Origin of the sequence: Allobosea rubneri, from assembly GCF_032464875.1 — a bacterium.
Taxonomy (GTDB): Bacteria; Pseudomonadota; Alphaproteobacteria; order Rhizobiales; family Beijerinckiaceae; genus Allobosea; species Allobosea rubneri.
The window spans coordinates 13,290-31,806 of the sequence record NZ_JAWDID010000024.1; the positions used below are offsets into that span (position 1 = coordinate 13,290).

The following is an 18,517-nucleotide window of genomic DNA, read 5'->3' on the forward strand; positions in this document are numbered from 1 at the left end:
TCGATCGGCGACCTTCGCATGACGCCGCGCAATGAAGAGACGCCAAGGCGGGTTTCTGCCTGGCTCGGGGCGACGGTCGTCTGCTTCGCGCTGGTTTCCGGGCTCGCGACCTTCCTGGTCCTCGCCGGTGCGACGCCGGTCGCGCCGGTCCATCAGGTCGTGCTCGGCCTGTTCGTTCTGAACGGCTTCCTGATCCTGCTGCTCTTGGTCATCGTCGCCGTCGAGGCGGCGGTGCTTATCAAGGCCAGGCGCGCGGGCGTCGCAGCCGCCGGGCTGCACGTGCGGATCGTCAGCCTTTTCAGCATCGTCGCCGCCCTGCCGGCGGCGCTGGTCGCGGTGGTCGCGACCGTGACGCTGGAGCGCGGCCTCGAGCCCTGGTTCTCGGACCGGATGCGCGACGTGATCTTCAAGTCGGTTGAGGTCGCCGACGCCTATACCGCCAGCCAATGCCGTTCGCTCGGGCGCGAGATCCGTCTGCTTGCCGATGATCTCGGTCGGGCCAAGCCGGCTTTCGACGTTGACCGCCCCTGGTTCGAGAACTTCCTGACGGCGCGCGCCACGGCGCTCGGCCTGCCCGTCGTCTGGATCATGAAGCCGCCGGACACCGTGGTCGTCCGGGCCAATATCGATGTCTTGCGCGGCGCGAGCAAACCGGATGCTGCCGCCTTCGAAGACGCCGAGACCTCGCCCGAGCCGATCTGCGTCATTCCGTCGACCGGGCGTGTCTTCGGGGCGCTGCTGAAGCTCCCCTCCTATGACGGCGCCTTCCTCTATGTCGCGCGTGAGGTCGATCCGCTGGCGGTCGAATTTCCAGCGGTGGCTCGTGCGGCAGCAGTCGAATATCTCGGCATTGATGCACGCCGCAAGGGCGTCCAGATCGCCTTCGCCTCGATGTACGGGCTGATCGCGGTGATCCTCCTGCTCTCGGCGAGCTGGCTCGGGCTGAATTTCGCCAATGGCCTGGTGGCACCGATTCGCCGGATGATTCACGCCACCGATCAGGTTTCCAGCGGCAATTTCTACGTGCAGGTACCGATTCGGCGCGCGGAGGGCGATCTCGCCCATCTCGGCGAGACCTTCAACAAGATGACCGCGGAGCTGCGACGACAGCGCGACGGGCTGGTGACGGCGAGCGAGGTGATCGATCGCCGGCGCCGCTTTACCGAGACTGTGCTTTCCGGCGTCTCGTCGGGCGTGCTCAGCCTCGACGAGGGCGGGCACGTGACCATCGCCAACCGTTCGGCCGAGGCGCTGCTCGGAACCGGTGGACGCCTGCTGGGCCAACCCATCGCCGAGATCGCTCCCGAGATTGCCGGGTTCGTGGCGGAAGCCATGGCCAATCGCCAGCGCTTGAGCTCCGGCCAGGTCGCGATCACGCGGGCCGGGCGCGACCGGATGGTCAACATCCGCGCCGTCCGTGAAGGCGAGGGGGCCGGTGCCGGGCTTGTCGTGACGCTCGACGACATCACCGATCTCGTCACCGCCCAGCGCACGGCGGCCTGGGCCGATGTGGCGCGCCGCATCGCGCATGAGATCAAGAACCCGCTGACACCGATCCAGCTGTCGGCCGAGCGCATCCGCAGGAAGTTCGGCCGGGTCATCATCGAGGATAAGGAGATCTTCGACCAGTGCACGGCGACGATCGTGCGGCAGGTCGACGACATCCGTCGCATGGTCGACGAGTTTTCGTCCTTCGCGCGAATGCCGAAGCCTTCGCTGGCGCGCGAGGACATCGTCGAGACGGTCCGCCAGATCGTCTTCCTCATGCGGGTCGGCAATCCCGAGCTCACCATCGCCGACAGCCTGCCGGCCGAGCCATTGCTGGCGCAGTTCGACCGTCGCTTGATCTCGCAGGCGCTGACCAACGTCATCAAGAATGCGACCGAGGCGATCGAGGCCGTTCCGGCCGAGGAGCGCGGCAAGGGCCGCATCGACATTTCGATGGAGCGTCATGACGACGGCCGCATCGTCATCGACATCCTCGACAACGGCAAAGGCCTGCCTGCCGACCAGCGCCACAAGCTGCTGGAGCCCTATATGACGACCCGCGACGGCGGCACCGGCCTCGGCCTCGCGATCGTCGGCAAGATTCTCGAGGACCATGGCGGCGGCATCGAGCTGCTCGACCGGCCCGACAATGCGCGGGGCGCGCAGGTCAGGCTCTGGTTCGTCGAGACCGGGCCGCCGGACAGCGGCGAAGAGACATCAGAAGCACGCAATGCATCGGCGGAAAGAGCCGGAGGACAGATGAACGGGACCCAGGCATGAGCGCTGACATTCTCGTCGTCGACGACGAAGCCGACATTCGAGAACTCGTCGCCGGACTGCTCGAGGACGAGGGCTACCGGACCCGCAAGGCGGGTTCGGCCGACGAGGCGTTGGCGGCGATCGCCGCGCGGCGACCGAACCTCGTCTTCCTCGACATCTGGCTGCAAGGCAGCCGGCTCGACGGACTGCAGGTGCTGGAGCTGATCAAGGAGAGCCATCCCGAGCTTGCCGTGGTCATGATCTCCGGCCACGGCAACATCGAGACGGCTGTCTCTGCGATCAAGCACGGCGCCTACGACTTCATCGAGAAGCCGTTCAAGGCGGACAGGCTCGTGCTCGTCGCCGAGCGCGCGCTGGAGGCTTCGCGATTGCGCCGCGAAGTGCGCGATCTCAAGGCGCGTTCGGTCCAGGCGAGCCGGATTGTCGGCCGCTCGACAGCGGTCAACCAGCTCAGGCAGACATTGGAACGCGTCGCGCCGACCAATGCGCGCGTCCTGATCACCGGCGAGCCCGGCTGCGGCAAGGAACTGACCGCCCGGACGCTGCACGAGGCTTCCAGCCGCTCCGGCGGGCCCTTCGTCGTCATCAACGCGGCGACCATCACTCCCGAGACGATGGAGGAGGAGCTCTTCGGCATCGAAGGCGGCGAGGGACGCTCGCGCCGTGTCGGCGCCCTCGAGGAGGCGCATGGCGGCTCGCTCTACATCGACGAGATCGGCGACATGCCGCGCGAGACCCAGAACCGCATCTTGCGCGTGCTGGTCGACCAGAACTTCCAGCGCGTCGGCGGCGCGACCCGCGTCCATGTCGACGTCCGGATCATCTCCTCGAGCAGCCGCGACCTCGTCAAGCTGATCGCCGAGGGCCAGTTGCGTGAGGATCTTTATCACCGCCTCGGCGTGGTACCGATCCGCGTGCCGGCGCTGTCGGAACGGCGCGAGGACGTGCCGGAGCTGATCGAGTTCTTCATGGAGCAGATCTCGGTCGCCAGCGGCTTGCCCAAGCGCCGCATCGGCAGCGATGCGATGGCGATCCTGCAATCGCATGAATGGCCGGGAAACGTGCGCGAACTGCGCAACAACGTCGAAAGGCTGATGATCCTGACCAAGGGCGATCCCGGTGCGGAGATCACGGTCGAGATGCTGCCGGCCGAGGTCGGTGCGATGGTCCCGACGACGCCTTCCGGCTCCGGCGGCGAGAAGCTGATGAGCCTGCCGCTGCGCGATGCCCGCGAGATCTTCGAGCGCGAGTACCTGATGGCGCAGATCGCGCGCTTCTCGGGCAACATCTCGCGCACGGCGGAGTTCATCGGCATGGAGCGCTCGGCGCTTCATCGCAAGCTGAAATCGCTGGGGGTGGGGTAGTTCGGGGCGTCCGCAATGCGTTCTGCGCAAGGCGGTCGCTTAAAAATGGTGCACCGCAACCCTTGCGCGACAATGCGCCCTCACGATCTAATGAAGCGTCGGTGTTTCGAAGCGCGACGGCTGTCGTCGTAGCCCAACGGAACGATCTGGATCGCATGCGCAAGCCGATTGCGGTCCCAACAACAGAGGCAAAACATGGCCGCAGAGCGGGCTCAGAATCTCCAGGACACGTTTCTCAACCACGTCCGCAAGCAGAAGATTCCCCTCACCATTTTCCTTGTGAACGGCGTCAAACTGCAGGGCGTTGTCACTTGGTTCGACAATTTCTGCGTGCTGCTGCGCCGCGATGGCCATTCGCAGCTCGTCTACAAGCACGCGATCTCGACCATCATGCCGGGTCATCCCGTGCAGTTGTTCGAGTCTGAGGAACAGGAAAAGGCCTGAGTCGTGGCCGGCAGAGCCGGAACTGACGACGACATCCCGGCGGAGAAGCGCATCGATGCGGCCGAACATGCGGTCGCAGCCGATACTCGCGCATTCGTGATCGGCCCCTACCCGGCGCGCAAGGCGTCGGGCAGGGTGGCCGAGACCGACGACAATCCGCGCAGCCATGCGGCGCGCCTGGACGAGGCGATCGGCCTGGCCGGGGCCATCGACCTGCAGGTGGTCGAGGCTATTCCCGTCCTGCTGAGTACGCTTCGCCCGGCGACCTATATCGGCAAGGGCAAGGTCGAAGAGCTGTCGGAGCGGGTGAAGCTCGAGGAGATCGGGCTCGTCGTGATGGACTGCGCGCTCTCGCCGGTGCAGCAGCGCAATCTCGAAAAAGCCTTCGGCTGCAAGGTCATCGACCGGACCGGGTTGATTCTCGAGATTTTCGGGCGTCGCGCACGCACCCGAGAGGGCACGCTGCAGGTCGAGCTCGCGCATCTGAATTACCAGAAGAGCCGGCTCGTGCGGTCCTGGACCCACCTCGAGCGCCAGCGCGGCGGCTTCGGCTTCCTCGGCGGACCGGGCGAAACCCAGATCGAGGCCGACAGGCGGGTCATCCAGGAGCGGATGACCAAGATCGAGCGCGACCTCGAGACGGTGAAGCGCACGCGGTCGCTGCACCGGGCAAGCCGCAAGCGCGTGCCTTATCCGATCGTGGCGCTGGTCGGCTACACCAATGCCGGCAAGTCGACGCTGTTCAACCGGCTGACCTCGGCAGAGGTGCTGGCGCAGGACATGCTGTTCGCGACGCTCGATCCGACGGCGCGGGCTCTCAAGCTGCCGCATGGCGCGAAGATCATGCTCTCCGACACGGTCGGCTTCATCTCGGACCTGCCGACGCAGCTCGTCGCCGCCTTCCGGGCGACGCTGGAGGACGCGATCGAGGCGGATGTGCTCCTTCATGTACGCGATGTCTCGCACGAGGACACGCAGGCCCAGGCCACCGACGTGCGCGGTATTCTTCGTGACCTCGGCATCGATCCGGATGACGGCCAGCGCGTGATCGAGGTCTGGAACAAGGCCGACCTGCTCGAAAGCGCGGAGCGCGAGCGCCAGGCCGCCCTTGCCGAACTCAAGCCGGAAGCGACGCGCCCGGTTCTGGTCTCGGCGCTGACCGGCGAAGGCATGGGCCGGCTGACCGACGCCATCGAAGCCCGGATCGCCAGGAGCCGCCCGGTCTACCGGCTGGCGCTGGAGCCCGGCGACGGCAAGTCGCTGGCCTGGTTGCATGCCAATGGCGAAATCCTCGAGCGCAGCGATGCCGAGGACGGCGCGCTCAGCCTGCTGGTGCGCCTGCCGCCAGAGCGGGAAGGGGCCTTCACGGCTCGTTTCCCGCAGGCCGAGCGCCAGCGCTAGCGGGCACCCCGACCGGTTCACGCCGTCATTCCGGCCCAGCAGAAGCGAAACCCGGAAGCCATCACAAGGCTCCGGTGCATTCCGGCGCTGCGTCGCTCTGCTGCTTTTCCAGGATGAGGTTTCGATCGGAGGCCGGCTTCGCCCGAAAATCGGCCTCCGCTTTTCGGGGCGTCCTTCTAGCCTGCTCCTAGTTCAGCTCGACCTTGTCGAGCCGGTAACGTCCCTTGCGGTCGCGCCGGAAGAACTCGCGCGCCTGCGGGTGGCGGATCGGCTGACCGGTCTCGTCACTGACCAGATTCTGCTCCGAGACATAGGCGACGTATTCAGTCTCCTCGTTCTCGGCGAACAGATGATAGAAGGGCTGATCCTTGGACGGGCGCAGATGTTCGGGGATCGCGAGCCACCATTCCTCGGAATTGGAAAAGACCGGATCGACATCGAAGATCACGCCGCGGAACGGGTAGACGCGATGGCGTACCACCTGCCCGATGCGGAATTTCGCGGTTCTTGCTTCCATGTTCCTTCGATCTGTTTCTGACTTGGCAGGCGGTTACCCTGCCAACATGCGTCGCCATCCAAGGCCTGACCTAGGATTGCGCCGGCAATAGGTCAATCTCCGCGGCGGTCACGACTTCGCGTCAGAAGCCGTAGCGCGCCGCCAGGGCCGGATCGCGGCCGGAAACCTGCTTCGCCAGGTCGACAATCACCTTGGCCTGCTTCCAGGTCGCGTCGTCCTGCATCTTGCCGTCGATCATCATCGCGCCGGAGCCGTCCGGCATCGCCTCCAGGATTCGCCTGGCGAAGGTGACCTCGTCCGGGTCCGGGCTGAAGACGCGCTTGGCGATCTCGATCTGCGAGGGGTGCAGCGTCCAGGCGCCGGCGCAACCGAGCAGGAAGGCGTTGCGGAACTGCGCCTCGCAGGCGGCTCCGTCCGAAAAATCGCCGAACGGGCCATAGAACGGCTTCAGCCCTGCCGAGGCGCAGGCATCAACCATCTTCGCCAGCGTGTAGTGCCAGAGGTCCTGCTGGGCAACGGCGCGGGGAGCGCCATCGGCCGTGAGGTCGGCGATGACCTTGTATTCGGGGTGGCCGCCGCCGACCCGTGTCGTCTTCATCGCGCGCGAGGCGGCAAGGTCCGCCGGGCCGAGACTCATGCCGTGCATGCGGGGGGAGGCGGTGGCGATCGCGTCGACATTCTTGACGCCCTCGGCCGTCTCCAGAATGGCGTGGATCAGCACCGGCTTGGGCAGAGCGTGCCGCGCCTCGTGCTGCGCCAGCAACTGGTCGACATAATGGATGTCCCAGGGACCCTCGACCTTCGGCACCATGACGACATCGAGCTTGCCGCCGATCTCGCCCATGATCGCGGCAATGTCGTCCAGAAACCAGGGCGAGTTCAGCGCATTGACCCGCGTCCACAGTCCGGTCGCGCCGAAATCGGTGGCCTTGGCCAGTTCAATGAAGCCGTCGCGAGCGGCCTGCTTGGCCTCGACCGGAATCGCGTCCTCAAGATTGCCGAGCACGATGTCGACTTGGCCGGCTAACTCGGGGACCTTGGCCCGAACCTTCTCCAGATGGGGCGGGACGAAATGGATCATCCGCTCCAGCCGCAGCGGCAATTCGCGATAGGGCTCCGGCGCGCCGATCGCCAGAGGACGGAAGAACTGGCGCGGCGTCTTCGTAGTCATGCTCGGCTCCATGCTGCGGTGCAGCGAATGTGGCCGAGAGCGGCGCCGGCGTCCACTCGCCTTTGGATGCAAGAAGGAGGGGTGTTTTCCTAGGAAAATATGCCGCAGTCGAACATCAGGAAAACATTCCGATTGCGGGCGTCGCGGCGCCTGCCGCCGTTCCAGGCGATCTCAGTTCCGGCTGAAGGGATTTTCGAGCACGATGCGCGCCGGCGTGCCGATGCTGTCGCGTGGCTCGATCCCGCCGCGCAGATTGAGCGCATCGCTGGCGAAATCGGGGTCGTGCAGGCTGGCCTCGCGCACCCGCAGCTTGCGCTCGAAGCTGCGCATCTGGGCCTCCCGGTGCGAGATGCCGACCCTGGCATCGATCTCGCGCCGCTGGCTCGCGTTCAGATCGGCCGAGTCCCGGAAATCCCGAAAATCCGAGGCGGTATAGGGCCATTTGGTCGAGCCGGCGAAGGTGCGCACCCGCCCGTCGAGGACGACGCTGTCGCCCGGCCGCAAGGTGATGTCACGCAGCACGGAAATGCGATGCTCGCCGGGCTTGGCGATGGCCGGACGGCAGGCGGGATCCGAAGATTGCTCGTAGCCATAGGCGACCGGCAGCGCGCCATACGTCTTGCCGTCCGCCGAGACGGCGGCGTCGATCGTCGTGGCGCCCGCAGCGACCTTGAAGACCTTGACCGGGATGCCGGGATTGCTGGCCTGGCAAATGGCTTCATGGGCCTTCAGGTCGCTCTGGTTCCTGAGATGGCCGATCGGCGCATGGAAGCCGTCGCACATGCGCACGCAGATGGTGCGCGTTACATCGGCGGCGCCCGAGACGGTGTCGTAGCGGATCGCCGGCTGTCGCTTGGCGACGCGCTTGGGCGCGGCTTCGCGCCGCTTGAACGGATTCAGCACGATCGGCGGGTGCCGGATCACGCCGTCGGGGCGGGCCTGCCAGAGGGGCATGGTCCAGAGATTGCGCTCGGGGGCATAGGCCCTCGCGGAAGCATAGACCGCGCGCGGAGCCGCTTCGCGTTGCGCCTGGCGGGCGGCGGCCTCCTGCCGATGGAAGGCGCGGATGCCGGCATCGTCCTCGGCCTGGACGAGGGAGACCGTGAGCACTGCGCCGCTCGCGCCAAGCGCCAAACCAAGCCCCGCCATCGCTGCCAGACGCAAGGGTTTGCGCCCGCGGCGTCGCAGAGAAGCGGAATCTGAAACGGAAATAGCGGCAGGTGCCGCCTTGGAAGCAATCGATTCGATATTACGGACACGAAACACCGCGATCACTCCATCGCTCGCTGGTTCAGCTGTCCGCCGCAAACGAGCCATAATTTACTTTTTGTTAATATTCAATTGCCGGCCGCCGCAACGGCAAATGGGCGCGATGCTTAACGTCGCGCTGCGGCAGGTCTCGTTGGCTGGCTTGCTTGCGGCTCAGCGCAGAATCGTCTCGCGCAATGGCGCTGCGACGACGGTGTCGGCATCGAGCGTGCCGCGAAGCTCGGCGATCTCGGCGAGTTCGCGCGGCTCCTCGCGCACCTGCAGGCTCTGGCGCAGGAGCTTCTGGCGCGTCTCGGCCAGAGTGATGCCCACGGTCTCGTCGATCATCCGCCGTGTCGCAAGGCCTAGCTTGCCGGCCCGGCGGAAGTCAGCGAAATCGCCGGCTTCGTAAGGGAAGGCCGAGGAGCCCGTGAAGGTTTCGACCTTGCCGTCGAGGACGATGGAATCGCCGGGACGCAAGGTGATGTCGCGCATCAGGGAGACGCGCCGTTCGCCAGCGGTGACAATGGCCGGCCGGCAGAGCGGATCGGCCTTCTTCTCATAGGCGTAGGCGTTCGGCAGCGCGGTGTAGCTCGTACCGTCGCCGGCGACGGCGCGGTCGACCGACGTGGCGCCCGCCGACAGCCGGAACAGCCTGGCGGGAACGCCGGGGTTCTGCGCCTCGCACAGGGCCTCCTGCGCGCTGAAATCCGCTCGTGAGCGGGCATGGCCGAGCGGAGCATGGAAGCCGTCGCAAAGCCGCACGCAGATGGTGCGTCCCGCTCCGCCGGTCCAGGCAATGCTCTCCTGATTGCGAAGCGTAGCCAGCCGCATCCTCGGACGGACCGGCTGGCCGAGACGAATATCGGCTCGCGTCGCGAGAGCCGGGCGGGCGAACCGGACGGGTGCCGGAGCGTAGGCAAGACCCGCCGTCGGGCGGCCAGCCCATCTGGTGGCCTCGTCACGATGGAAGGCACGGATGCCGGCATCGTCCTCGGCGAGCACAAGCGAGGACGCTGCGAGCACGGCGCCGGCGCAAAGAGCGGCAGCAAGGCGGCCGAGCGGGCGGATGCGGCGCGGCCGCTCTGCCATTCCTGCCCGAACGCCTGACATGTTGCTGCGCTCCCCCACCAAGCTCGTCTCGGGGAAAGCGATACGTAGAAGGCTGTTCAGAACGCTCGAAAAAAACCTCGCAAATTTGAACGATCTGCCCGCAAGAGCCGGGGATACTTAACGGATCGCGATCAGCTCTCGGCGCGATGCAGCGCCTGCGGGACGGCGACAGGCACGGCCGCGCCAGGCACTTCCGCCGGCTCGCCGCGGCCGCGACCGGAGAGCCAGCTGTCGACCTTGTCGAGATAGAAATAGATCACCGGCGTGATGTAGAGCGTCAGCAACTGCGAGACCAGGAGGCCGCCGACCACGGCGATGCCGAGCGGCTGGCGCAGTTCGGCGCCGGCACCGGCGCCGAGCGCGATCGGCAATACGCCGAAGATCGCGGCAAAGCTCGTCATCATGATCGGACGGAAGCGGACGAGCGCGGCCTCGCGGATGGCGGAGAGGGCATCGTCGCCGTGGCGGCGGCGCTCGATCGCGAAGTCGACCATCATGATCGCGTTCTTCTTGACGATGCCGACCAGCATCAGGATGCCGATGATCGCGATGACCGACAGATCCATATGGAAGTACTGCAGCGCGAGCAGAGCGCCGAGACCGGCCGACGGCAGGCCGGACAGGATGGTGATCGGGTGGATGAAGCTCTCATAAAGGATGCCGAGGATGATGTAGATCACCAGGATCGCCGCGAAGATCAGCAGTCCCTGGCCCTTCAGCGCATCCTGGAAGAGCTGGGCCGAGCCGGCGAAGCTGGTGACGATCGAGGCTGGAAGGTTCACGTCGCGCTCGGCCGCGCGGATCGCGTTGACGGCGTCGCCAAGTGAAACGCCGGGCGCGGTGTTGAACGAGATCGTCACCGCAGGCTGCTGCGAGATGCGGTTGACCGCGAGCGGGCCGACGCTCGGCTTGATCGTGGCCACCGTCTCGAGCGGGACATTCTGGCCGTTGGCGGCCTTGAGCAGCAGCCGCGACAGCACGCCCGGGTCCTGCTGATAGGCGCGGTTCGCCTCCATGATCACCTGGTAATCGGTGGCGGGCGTGAAGATCGTGGCGATCTGGCGTGAGCCGAAGGCGTTGCCCAGCGCCTGGCGGATCTGGTCGCTTGAGATGCCGAGGCTGGCGGCGCGTTCGCGGTCGATATCGATCGAGAGCTGCGGATTGCGTAGCTGAAGATCGATGTTGGCGTCGCGCAGTTGGGGAATCTGGGCGAGCCGCTGCTGCATCAGCGGCGCGTAGTTGAACAGCGCCGCGAGATCCGGACCCTGCAGCGAATAGAGATACTGGGCGCGCGAGGAGCGGCCGGCGTTGAGATTGATGTTCTGGACCTGCTGGAACACAGCCGTCATGCCCGGCACTTCCGAGGTGGCCCGGCGCAGCCGGGCGATCACCACATCGGCCTTGTCCCGTTCGGATTTGGGCTTCAACGCGATGAACATGAAGCCGTTATTGGTGGCGTTGAAGCCACCGATGTTCGAGGTCAGGTAGTCGACCGCCGGATCGGCCCGGACGATCTCGGCGACGCGGGTCTGGCGCTCCGCCATCGCCTCGAAGGACGTGTCGGGCGGACCTTCGGTCGCGCCGCGCAGCAGGCCGGTATCCTCCAGCGGGAAGAAGCCCTTCGGGATGTCGATATAGAGCTGGACCGAGACGTAGACGGTTCCGAGCGTGAACAGCAGCATCAGGAATCGCGCCCTCAGCACATGGTCCAGCGACCAGCGATAGGCGCCGAGCATGCCCTGGAAACCGGCCTCGAAGGTCCGGTCGAGCAGGCTCGGTTTCTTGTGATGGTCATGTGCCTTGAGGAAGCGGGCGCAGAGCATCGGGGTCAGGGTCAGCGAGACGAAGCCGGAGACGATGATCGCTGCGGCGATCGTGCCGGCGAATTCGGCGAAGACCTTGCCGACCACCCCGCCCATGAAGAAGACCGGGATGAAGACAGCGACCAGCGAGATGGTGATCGAGAGGATGGTGAAGCCGATCTCGCGCGAGCCGTCGAGCGCTGCCTGGAACGGCTTCTTGCCCATCTCGATATGCCGGATGATGTTCTCCAGCATGACGATGGCGTCGTCGACGACGAAGCCGACGGCGAGCGTCAGCGCGAGCAGCGAGATGTTGTCGAGCGAATAGCCGAGCGCATACATGATCGCGAAGGTGCCGATCAGCGAGATCGGCAAGGCGAGCGTCGGGATCAAGGTGGCGGTCAGGTTCTTCAGGAACAGGAAGATCACCATGATCACCAGCACGATGGCGATCATCAGCGAGACCTCGACATCCTCGACCGCTTCGCGGATCGGGATCGAGCGGTCGTTCAGTACCGCCAGATTCATCGCCGCGGGCAGCTGGGCGCGGTAGGCGGCGAGCCGGTCCTTGATGCTGTCGACGACCTCGACGGTGTTGGCGTCGGACTGGCGGTAGACGGCGAGGATGATCGAGCGCTCGCCATTGTACCAGCTCGCGGTCTGGTTGTTCTCGACGGAGTCGAAGGTCTGGGCGACGTCGCTGAGCCGGATCGGAATGCCGTTCTTCTGCGAGATGATCAGGTTGCCGTATTCGGCCGCGCGCTCGAGCTGGCCGGTCGCGCCGAGCGTCAGGCGCTGGTTGATGCCGTTCAGCGTGCCGACCGGGGAGTTCGAGTTGGCGGCCGAGACGGCGTTTCGGACATCGGCGAGCGAGAGCCCGCGCGCCGAGACGGCATCCGGATTGACCAGGATGCGCACCGCGTATTTCTGCGCGCCGAAGATGTTGACCTGGGCGACGCCCGGCAATTGCGCGATCTGCTGCTGCAGCACGTTCTCGCCGAACTCATGTACCTCGTAGAGCGGCTTGGTCGCCGATGTCAGCACCATGAACAACACCGGCTGGTCGGCCGGGTTGACCTTCCTGAAGCTCGGCGGGGCAGGAAGCTCGGGCGGCAGGCGCCGCGTCGTGGCGCTGAGCGCCGCCTGCACGTCGAGCGCGGCGCCGTCGATGTTGCGGTTGAGGTCGAATTGCAGGGTGATCGAGGTCGAGCCGAGCTGCGAGACCGAGGACATCGAGGTGATGCCCGAGATCGAGGCGAACTCGCGCTCCAGCGGCGCGGCGATCGAGGAGGCCATCGTCTCCGGGCTGGCGCCGGGCAGACGGGCGCTGACGTTGATCGTCGGGAAATCGACGGGGGGCAGGGCCGCGACCGGCAGCTGCTTGAAGGCGAACAGCCCGAAGATCAGGAACGTCGCCATCACCAGCGTGGTCATGACCGGGCGGCGGATGCAGAGCTCGGGCAGGTTCATCAGCCGGCGCTCCCTCGCTGCGAGGTCTGGTTCGGCGGCGGACTCTGGCCGCCGCGATCGCGGTTGCGCTCGATGGTCCGCGCCCCCTCCGTCAGCAGGAGCTGGCCGTCGACCACCACCGTCTCGCCGCCGCTGAGGCCGGAAGCGATCACCACGCGGTCATCGACCGTGCGGTCGACGACGACCGTGCGGGCCCGCGCCAGCCCGTCCTCGACGATGAAGACGAATGAGCCGTTCTGACCGGTCTGGATCGCCTCGCGCGGCACTGTGACAGCCTCCGGATCGACGCGCAGCGTGACGCGGACCTGGCACAGCGCGCCGGGCCAGAGCGTCTCGTCGGCATTCTCGAAGGACGCGCGGATCTGGATGGTGCCGGTCGTGGCGTCGACCAGGTTGTCGACGACCGCGATCGTGCCCTCGGCGCTCTTCGCCCCGCCTTGCTGCGTCGCCTGCACGACGGCAGTCCCGGCTGCCATCGCGGCGCGGATGTCGGGGAGATGACGCTGAGCGACGGCGAAGGCGACATAGATCGGGTCGGTCTGGTTGATCGTCACCAGCACGGTCGAATTGTCGCCGGTCTTGGCGATGTTTCCTTCCTTCAGCCCGGCCACGCCGATGCGGCCGGAAACCGGCGCGAGGATCGTGTAGTAGCTGAGCTGGACCTTGAGCGCCTCGACGGCCGCCTCGCCCCCGCGAATGGCAGCTTTCAGGGTCGCGACCTGGGTGCGCGCCGTATCGAGGCGCTGGTCTGTAGCGAAATCGCGCTTCGCCAGTTCCTCGGCGCGCCTGAGATCCGTCTCGGCCGAGGCGAGCGAGGCGCGGTCCTTCGCGACGCTGGCCTCGGATTGCTTGATCAGCGCCTCGGCCAGGCGTGAATCGAGCCGGAAGAGCACATCTCCCTTCTTGACGTAGCCGCCGTCCTTGAAAGCGACTTCGGTGATCTGCGTGTCGACGCGCGAGCGGACATTGACCGACGAGATCGCCTGGACGGTGCCGATCGCATCGAGGCGGACCGGCATCGCCCGGCGCTCTGCCTTGGCGGTTACGACCGTGACAGGCGGGCGGTTGCCGGCACCGCCGCGCCCGCCTGGTGTCGCGGCGACCGGTGCGGGCGGCTTTGCCTGTGTCGGGACCAACTTGCCGAAGGGTACCTGATCGAGCGGCCAGGGGATCGGCCGGCCAGTGTAATGGAGTGCGGCGCCGACTGCGAGGATGCCCGCAGCCGAAAACAGAGCTAGACGCCCGAAACTCAGCCTTGCCATGAAAAGCCTTGCGCCATGCGGGCGGCCCGGCCGAACCTTACGGAACCGCCGCCCCTCCAACCATCGCCGCCGCCGAAATCGAGCATGCAGAGGGTGGTTTGCCGGCGCAAGCCGGCATCACGCATTGTTGCGGCATGTAGCGGCAATGTGACGCGGCCGGCGAATACCTTTCACCGGCATTCGCTTTCAGCGCCAGCAGGCGCGAAGCGCGCCCGATCACAGTATCGCGATGACGATTCCTATCCACATCAAGAACAGGCAGGCGACGCCGACTGCGTAGACGAGGGCGCGCTGGCGCAGATCGTTGCTGCCGGTGTGGATCAGCGTATGCACGATGCGGGTCGCCACGAAGGCCCAGGCCAGGGCCGCCATGACATAGCCGGTGGCGCCGACATGGATCGCGATCAGCACCAGCGCGAAGAACAGCACCGGCGTCTCGAACTGGTTGCTGAAATTCGCGGCGGCGAGCCGGGCCGGTTCCGGATAGCGCTCGGTCGAGACGGCGACATCCGCCATCCCGACCTCGCGATTGTCGAAAGCCTTCTTGCGACGCAGGAACACGATCACCAGCACGACGAAGGTCCAGAAGACCTGGGCGAGCGCCGGATAGATCAGCTTGAGCGTCATGGCCTACCTCGTGAAGGACCTGCAGTTGTGCATCAAAGCAGGTTTCTCACGAGCGGGTCGGATAATTCGGGCTCTCGCGCACGATGGTCACGTCGTGGACATGGCTCTCGCGCAGGCCCGCGCTGGTGATGCGGATGAAGCGGGCCTTGGCGCGGTAGTCTTCGAGGTTGCGCCCGCCGACATAGCCCATCGCCGCCCGCAGGCCGCCGGCGAGCTGGTGCAGCACGTTCGAGACCGGGCCCTTATAGGCGACCTGGCCCTCGATTCCCTCCGGAACGAGCTTCAGCGAGTCCTTGATGTCCTGCTGGAAATAGCGATCGGCCGAGCCGCGCGCCATCGCGCCGACCGAGCCCATGCCGCGATAGGATTTGTAGGAGCGGCCCTGGTAGAGGAAGGTCTCGCCCGGCGTCTCGTCTGTGCCGGCGAGCAGCGAGCCGACCATGGCGCAGGCGGCGCCGGCGGCGAGCGCCTTGGCGAGATCGCCCGAATACTTGATGCCGCCATCGGCGATTACCGGGATGCCGGCCTTCTGGGCGGCCGAGGCTGCATCCATGATCGCGGTGAGCTGCGGCACGCCGACGCCGGCGACGATGCGGGTCGTGCAGATCGAGCCCGGGCCGATGCCGACCTTGATCGCATCCGCGCCGGCATCGATCAGGGCCTGGGCGCCGCCGGCGGTCGCGACGTTGCCGGCGATGATCTGGACGGCGTTGGAGAGCTTCTTCACCCGCGTCACGGCTTCCAGCACCTTGGCCGAATGCCCATGGGCGGTGTCGACGACGATGATGTCGACGCCGGCGTCGATCAGCATCTCCGAGCGCTCGAAGCCGAGATCGCCGGTCGTTGTCGCCGCGGCGACCAGCAGGCGGCCATGCGCATCCTTTGCCGAATTCGGATGCGCGACCTGCTTCTCCATGTCCTTGACGGTGATCAGGCCGATGCAGCGGAAATGGTCGTCGACGACAAGCAGCTTCTCGATCCGGAACTGATGGAGCAGCCGGCGGGCCTCGTCCTGGCCGACCCCCTCGCGCACCGTGATCAACCGGTCCTTGGTCATCAGCTCGGAGACGGGCTGTTCTGGATTGGCGGCGAAGCGGACGTCGCGATTGGTGAGGATGCCGACGAGGCGGCCCTTATGGCCTTGCGGCCCACGCTCGACCACCGGGATACCCGAGATCGAGTTGTGCTTCATGATCGCGAGGGCATCGCCCAGCGTCTCGTCCGGGAAGATCGTGATCGGGTTGGCGATCATGCCCGACTCGAACTTCTTCACCAGCTTGACCTGCGCAGCCTGCTGATCGGCCTCGAGATTGCGGTGCACCACGCCAAGGCCGCCGGCCTGCGCCATGGCGATCGCCATCCCGGCCTCGGTCACCGTGTCCATGGCGGAGGCGATGATCGGCAGGTTGAGCGAGATCGTCTTGGTCAGCTTGGTCGAGACGTCGACATCGGCCGGCATGACTTCCGAAGGGCCCGGCTCGAGCAGGACATCGTCGAAGGTCAGGCCGTCGCGGATAAGGCCGTCGGTGATCGTTGCCATCGTCAACTCCGGGGCCGGCCGGGCCGGCGCTAGTTCGTGGCCGGGCAGGGCGCCCATGGCCGAGTTGACGAGGCCCGTTATCATGCGGGCGACGAGGCCGCTAGGGGGCCACGGTGGAAAGTTGTGTCGGGCGCACCGTGAAGCACGCCCAGCCACAAGTCGGCTATTGCTGCTGGCCCGGGCGCGAACGTCCTGCCTGCGCTGCCGCGGCAGCCGAGGGGCTGACGAAGAAGCAGCCGAGTTCCATCATCATCGCGCCCTTGGCATTGGCCATCGCCTGGCATTCCTTCTGGCGGGCGCAATTGTAGACGCGCAGCGCATCGCCGGAGCCCGGCGAGACCATGCGCTCGGCACAGCCGCGTTCCCAGCTGTTCGACTGGGCGGTCGCCGCCGTGGAGCCGAGGCCGAGGAAGGCGAAGCCGGCGAGGAGCGCGAAGGTGGCCGCGCGGACAGGCGCTCCAACCGGCACCATGCGGAGAGAATTCTGTTCTTGAGTAGACATGGGACACCTTCGCCGGCGCGCCGGCCCTTCCGATCTCGAATGTGAAGATCTTCGCCCCAGACCTCACATAGGCACGCTCTTTCGTCTTTGATCCGCGTCGAACGCATGGCCAATTTGCCATCACGTATCCGTGCCAAGGCTTGCGCCTGCCTCGCAGTCGCCGTGAGGGAGGTGGATTGATTCGTCATGCAGCAGGCGCAACTCGCGCAAGCCAGCGATTCGTGCCCCTGTACTCTCGTCAGCAGGCGGAACGCGGATTAAGGCTGACGCGCAGCCCGCCAGAAAGTCCGCCCTTGCAGCGCGCCAAGCTCCTGCCCCTGATCGTCGCCTGTGCGTTGTTCATGGAGAACACCGACTCGACGGTGATCGCCACCTCGCTGCCGGTCATCGCGCAATCGCTCGGTGAGGACCCGATCGCGCTGAAGCTGGCGGTGACCTCCTATCTGGTCAGCCTCGCCGTCTTCATCCCGATCTCGGGCTGGATGGCCGACCGGTTCGGAGCCCGTACGATCTTCCGCACGGCACTGGGCGTGTTCATGCTCGGCTCGGTACTCTGCGCGCTTTCGAATTCGCTCGGCGCCTTCGTCGGCGCCCGCTTCGTGCAGGGCATGGGCGGCGCGATGATGGTGCCGGTCGGCCGCCTCGTCATCCTGCGCAGCGTCGAGAAATCGCAGCTGGTCAGCGCGCTCGCCTATCTCACCGTGCCGGCGCTGGTCGGACCCGTGGTCGGCCCGGTGCTGGGCGGCTTCATCACCACCTATTTCGACTGGCGCTGGATCTTCTTCATCAACCTGCCGATCGGCCTGCTCGGGATCGTGCTGGCGACGAAGTTCTTCGAGGATATCCGCGAGGAGGACGTGGCACCGCTCGACATCAAGGGCTTCCTGCTGTCCTCGACCGGCTTCGCTTCCCTGATGCTCGGCCTGGTGACCGGCGGGCGCCATCTCGTGCCGGAGAGCGTGTCTTATGCCTGCGTCGCATTCGGCGTGCTGGCATTGGTGGCCTACTGGTTCCACGCCCGGCGCATCCCTCATCCGGTGCTGAATCTCACCCTGCTGCGGATCCCGACCTACAATATCGGCGTCATCGGCGGTTCGATCTTCCGCATCGGCATCGGCGCGATCCCCTTCCTGCTGCCGCTGATGCTGCAGCTCGGCTTCGGGCTCAATGCGCTGCAATCGGGGCTGATCACCTTCGCCTCGGCTGCCGGCGCGCTGATCATGAAGACCCTGGCGAAGACGATCCTGCAGCGTTTCGGCTTCCGCCGCGTGCTGACCTTCAACGCCCTGGTCGGCGCCGCCTTCCTCGCCGCCTCCGGCCTGTTCACGCCGTCGACGCCGCATTGGCTGATGCTCTCGGTTCTGCTGATCGGCGGCTGCTTCCGCTCTCTGCAGTTCACCGGAATCAACGCGTTGAGCTATGCCGACGTCTCGAACCGCGACATGTCGAGCGCCACCAGCCTGTCGAGCGTTGCGCAGCAATTGTCGCTGAGCCTCGGCGTCACCATCGGCGCCTTCGCGCTGGAGACGGCGAACGCTTTCAATGGCGGTGTGGCGCTCGGCGCGGCCGATTTCTGGCCGGCCTTCGCGCTTGTCGGCCTGATCGCGGCCTCGTCGGCGCTGTGGATGGTGCGCCTGAAGCCCGATGCCGGCGCCGAGGTCTCCGGCCACGCGCCGATCAGCGCCCGCAAGGCGACGGCACAGGCGATCGAGGACCAGAAGCCGCTCGAATGATGGCCGGCATGCCCCCCGAGCGGTTGACGAACGCGCCCCGCCGGGCGACCGGTGG

Annotated in this window: 14 protein-coding genes; 5 read left to right on the forward strand and 9 right to left on the reverse strand. The window is 66.3% G+C overall.

The genetic code is table 11. The features are described 5' to 3' along the window. Positions 1–18: 18 nt before the first annotated feature. The 4 genes from RKE40_RS16190 to hflX all read left to right on the forward strand — a co-directional run bounded on the left by RKE40_RS16190 (position 19) and on the right by hflX (position 5,477). Entirely contained in the window at positions 19–2,268 is a 2,250-nt protein-coding gene (locus RKE40_RS16190; RefSeq protein WP_316019261.1) for a sensor histidine kinase NtrY-like, read from the forward strand. Beyond that, positions 2,265–3,632 carry a nitrogen assimilation response regulator NtrX gene (gene ntrX / locus RKE40_RS16195; protein ID WP_316019262.1) on the forward strand — a complete coding sequence of 456 codons (1,368 nt, stop codon included), beginning with the start codon at positions 2,265–2,267 and terminating at the stop codon, positions 3,630–3,632. Before RKE40_RS16190 ends, ntrX begins: the two co-directional genes overlap by 4 nt. Positions 3,633–3,827: 195 nt before the next feature. After that, entirely contained in the window at positions 3,828–4,076 is a 249-nt protein-coding gene (hfq, locus tag RKE40_RS16200) for an RNA chaperone Hfq (protein WP_066469118.1), read from the forward strand. Between the two features lie 3 nt (positions 4,077–4,079). Further along, positions 4,080–5,477, forward strand: a complete 1,398-nt coding sequence (gene hflX / locus RKE40_RS16205) for a GTPase HflX (RefSeq protein WP_390893398.1) — start codon at positions 4,080–4,082, stop codon at positions 5,475–5,477. 187 nt (positions 5,478–5,664) lie between these two features. On the opposite strand, the gene hspQ is transcribed toward hflX, so the two are convergent. From hspQ to RKE40_RS16250, 9 genes are all read right to left on the reverse strand, one after another. Next, entirely contained in the window at positions 5,665–5,994 is a 330-nt protein-coding gene (hspQ, locus tag RKE40_RS16210) for a heat shock protein HspQ (protein ID WP_066469120.1), read from the reverse strand. A gap of 121 nt (positions 5,995–6,115) precedes the next feature. After that, positions 6,116–7,165, reverse strand: coding sequence for an HpcH/HpaI aldolase/citrate lyase family protein (locus RKE40_RS16215; RefSeq protein ID WP_316019263.1), 1,050 nt, complete (start codon positions 7,163–7,165; stop codon positions 6,116–6,118). A 171-nt stretch (positions 7,166–7,336) separates the two neighbouring features. Further along, on the reverse strand, positions 7,337–8,275 hold the full coding sequence (locus RKE40_RS16220) for a DUF2865 domain-containing protein (protein WP_316019264.1): 939 nt from the start codon (positions 8,273–8,275) through the stop codon (positions 7,337–7,339). 312 nt (positions 8,276–8,587) lie between these two features. Then, positions 8,588–9,505, reverse strand: coding sequence for a DUF2865 domain-containing protein (locus tag RKE40_RS16225; protein ID WP_316019265.1), 918 nt, complete (start codon positions 9,503–9,505; stop codon positions 8,588–8,590). Between the two features lie 152 nt (positions 9,506–9,657). Next, on the reverse strand, positions 9,658–12,798 hold the full coding sequence (locus RKE40_RS16230) for an efflux RND transporter permease subunit (RefSeq protein WP_316019266.1): 3,141 nt from the start codon (positions 12,796–12,798) through the stop codon (positions 9,658–9,660). Continuing rightward, a complete protein-coding gene (locus RKE40_RS16235; protein ID WP_316019267.1) occupies positions 12,798–14,060 on the reverse strand; it encodes an efflux RND transporter periplasmic adaptor subunit in 1,263 nt (420 codons plus the stop codon). Before RKE40_RS16235 ends, RKE40_RS16230 begins: the two co-directional genes overlap by 1 nt. Positions 14,061–14,276: 216 nt before the next feature. Beyond that, the gene (locus RKE40_RS16240) at positions 14,277–14,687 is read right to left on the reverse strand and encodes an MAPEG family protein (protein WP_316019268.1); all 411 of its coding nucleotides are present in this window, start codon (positions 14,685–14,687) and stop codon (positions 14,277–14,279) included. A 46-nt stretch (positions 14,688–14,733) separates the two neighbouring features. Then, positions 14,734–16,227 (reverse strand): IMP dehydrogenase, encoded by a 1,494-nt coding sequence (gene guaB, locus RKE40_RS16245; RefSeq protein WP_316019269.1) that lies wholly within the window; start codon positions 16,225–16,227, stop codon positions 14,734–14,736. Positions 16,228–16,390: 163 nt separating this feature from the next. Then, on the reverse strand, positions 16,391–16,729 hold the full coding sequence (locus RKE40_RS16250; protein WP_316019270.1) for a hypothetical protein: 339 nt from the start codon (positions 16,727–16,729) through the stop codon (positions 16,391–16,393). 293 nt (positions 16,730–17,022) lie between these two features. On the opposite strand from RKE40_RS16250, the gene RKE40_RS16255 reads away from it, so the two are divergent. Beyond that, positions 17,023–18,462 (forward strand): DHA2 family efflux MFS transporter permease subunit, encoded by a 1,440-nt coding sequence (locus RKE40_RS16255; RefSeq protein ID WP_316019271.1) that lies wholly within the window; start codon positions 17,023–17,025, stop codon positions 18,460–18,462. Positions 18,463–18,517 lie beyond the last annotated feature (55 nt).

What these genes read in the sequence shown, in the direction of transcription:
- hspQ (WP_066469120.1), bottom strand. Translation starts at nt 5,994, where the DNA reads ATGGAAGCAAGAACCGCGAAATTCCGCATCGGGCAGGTGGTACGCCAT.
- RKE40_RS16215 (WP_316019263.1), bottom strand. Translation starts at nt 7,165, where the DNA reads ATGACTACGAAGACGCCGCGCCAGTTCTTCCGTCCTCTGGCGATCGGC.
- RKE40_RS16250 (WP_316019270.1), bottom strand. Translation starts at nt 16,729, where the DNA reads ATGTCTACTCAAGAACAGAATTCTCTCCGCATGGTGCCGGTTGGAGCG.
- RKE40_RS16190 (WP_316019261.1), top strand. Translation starts at nt 19, where the DNA reads ATGACGCCGCGCAATGAAGAGACGCCAAGGCGGGTTTCTGCCTGGCTC.
- RKE40_RS16230 (WP_316019266.1), bottom strand. Translation starts at nt 12,798, where the DNA reads ATGAACCTGCCCGAGCTCTGCATCCGCCGCCCGGTCATGACCACGCTG.
- RKE40_RS16225 (WP_316019265.1), bottom strand. Translation starts at nt 9,505, where the DNA reads ATGGCAGAGCGGCCGCGCCGCATCCGCCCGCTCGGCCGCCTTGCTGCC.
- guaB (WP_316019269.1), bottom strand. Translation starts at nt 16,227, where the DNA reads ATGGCAACGATCACCGACGGCCTTATCCGCGACGGCCTGACCTTCGAC.
- ntrX (WP_316019262.1), top strand. Translation starts at nt 2,265, where the DNA reads ATGAGCGCTGACATTCTCGTCGTCGACGACGAAGCCGACATTCGAGAA.
- RKE40_RS16240 (WP_316019268.1), bottom strand. Translation starts at nt 14,687, where the DNA reads ATGACGCTCAAGCTGATCTATCCGGCGCTCGCCCAGGTCTTCTGGACC.
- RKE40_RS16235 (WP_316019267.1), bottom strand. Translation starts at nt 14,060, where the DNA reads ATGGCAAGGCTGAGTTTCGGGCGTCTAGCTCTGTTTTCGGCTGCGGGC.
- hfq (WP_066469118.1), top strand. Translation starts at nt 3,828, where the DNA reads ATGGCCGCAGAGCGGGCTCAGAATCTCCAGGACACGTTTCTCAACCAC.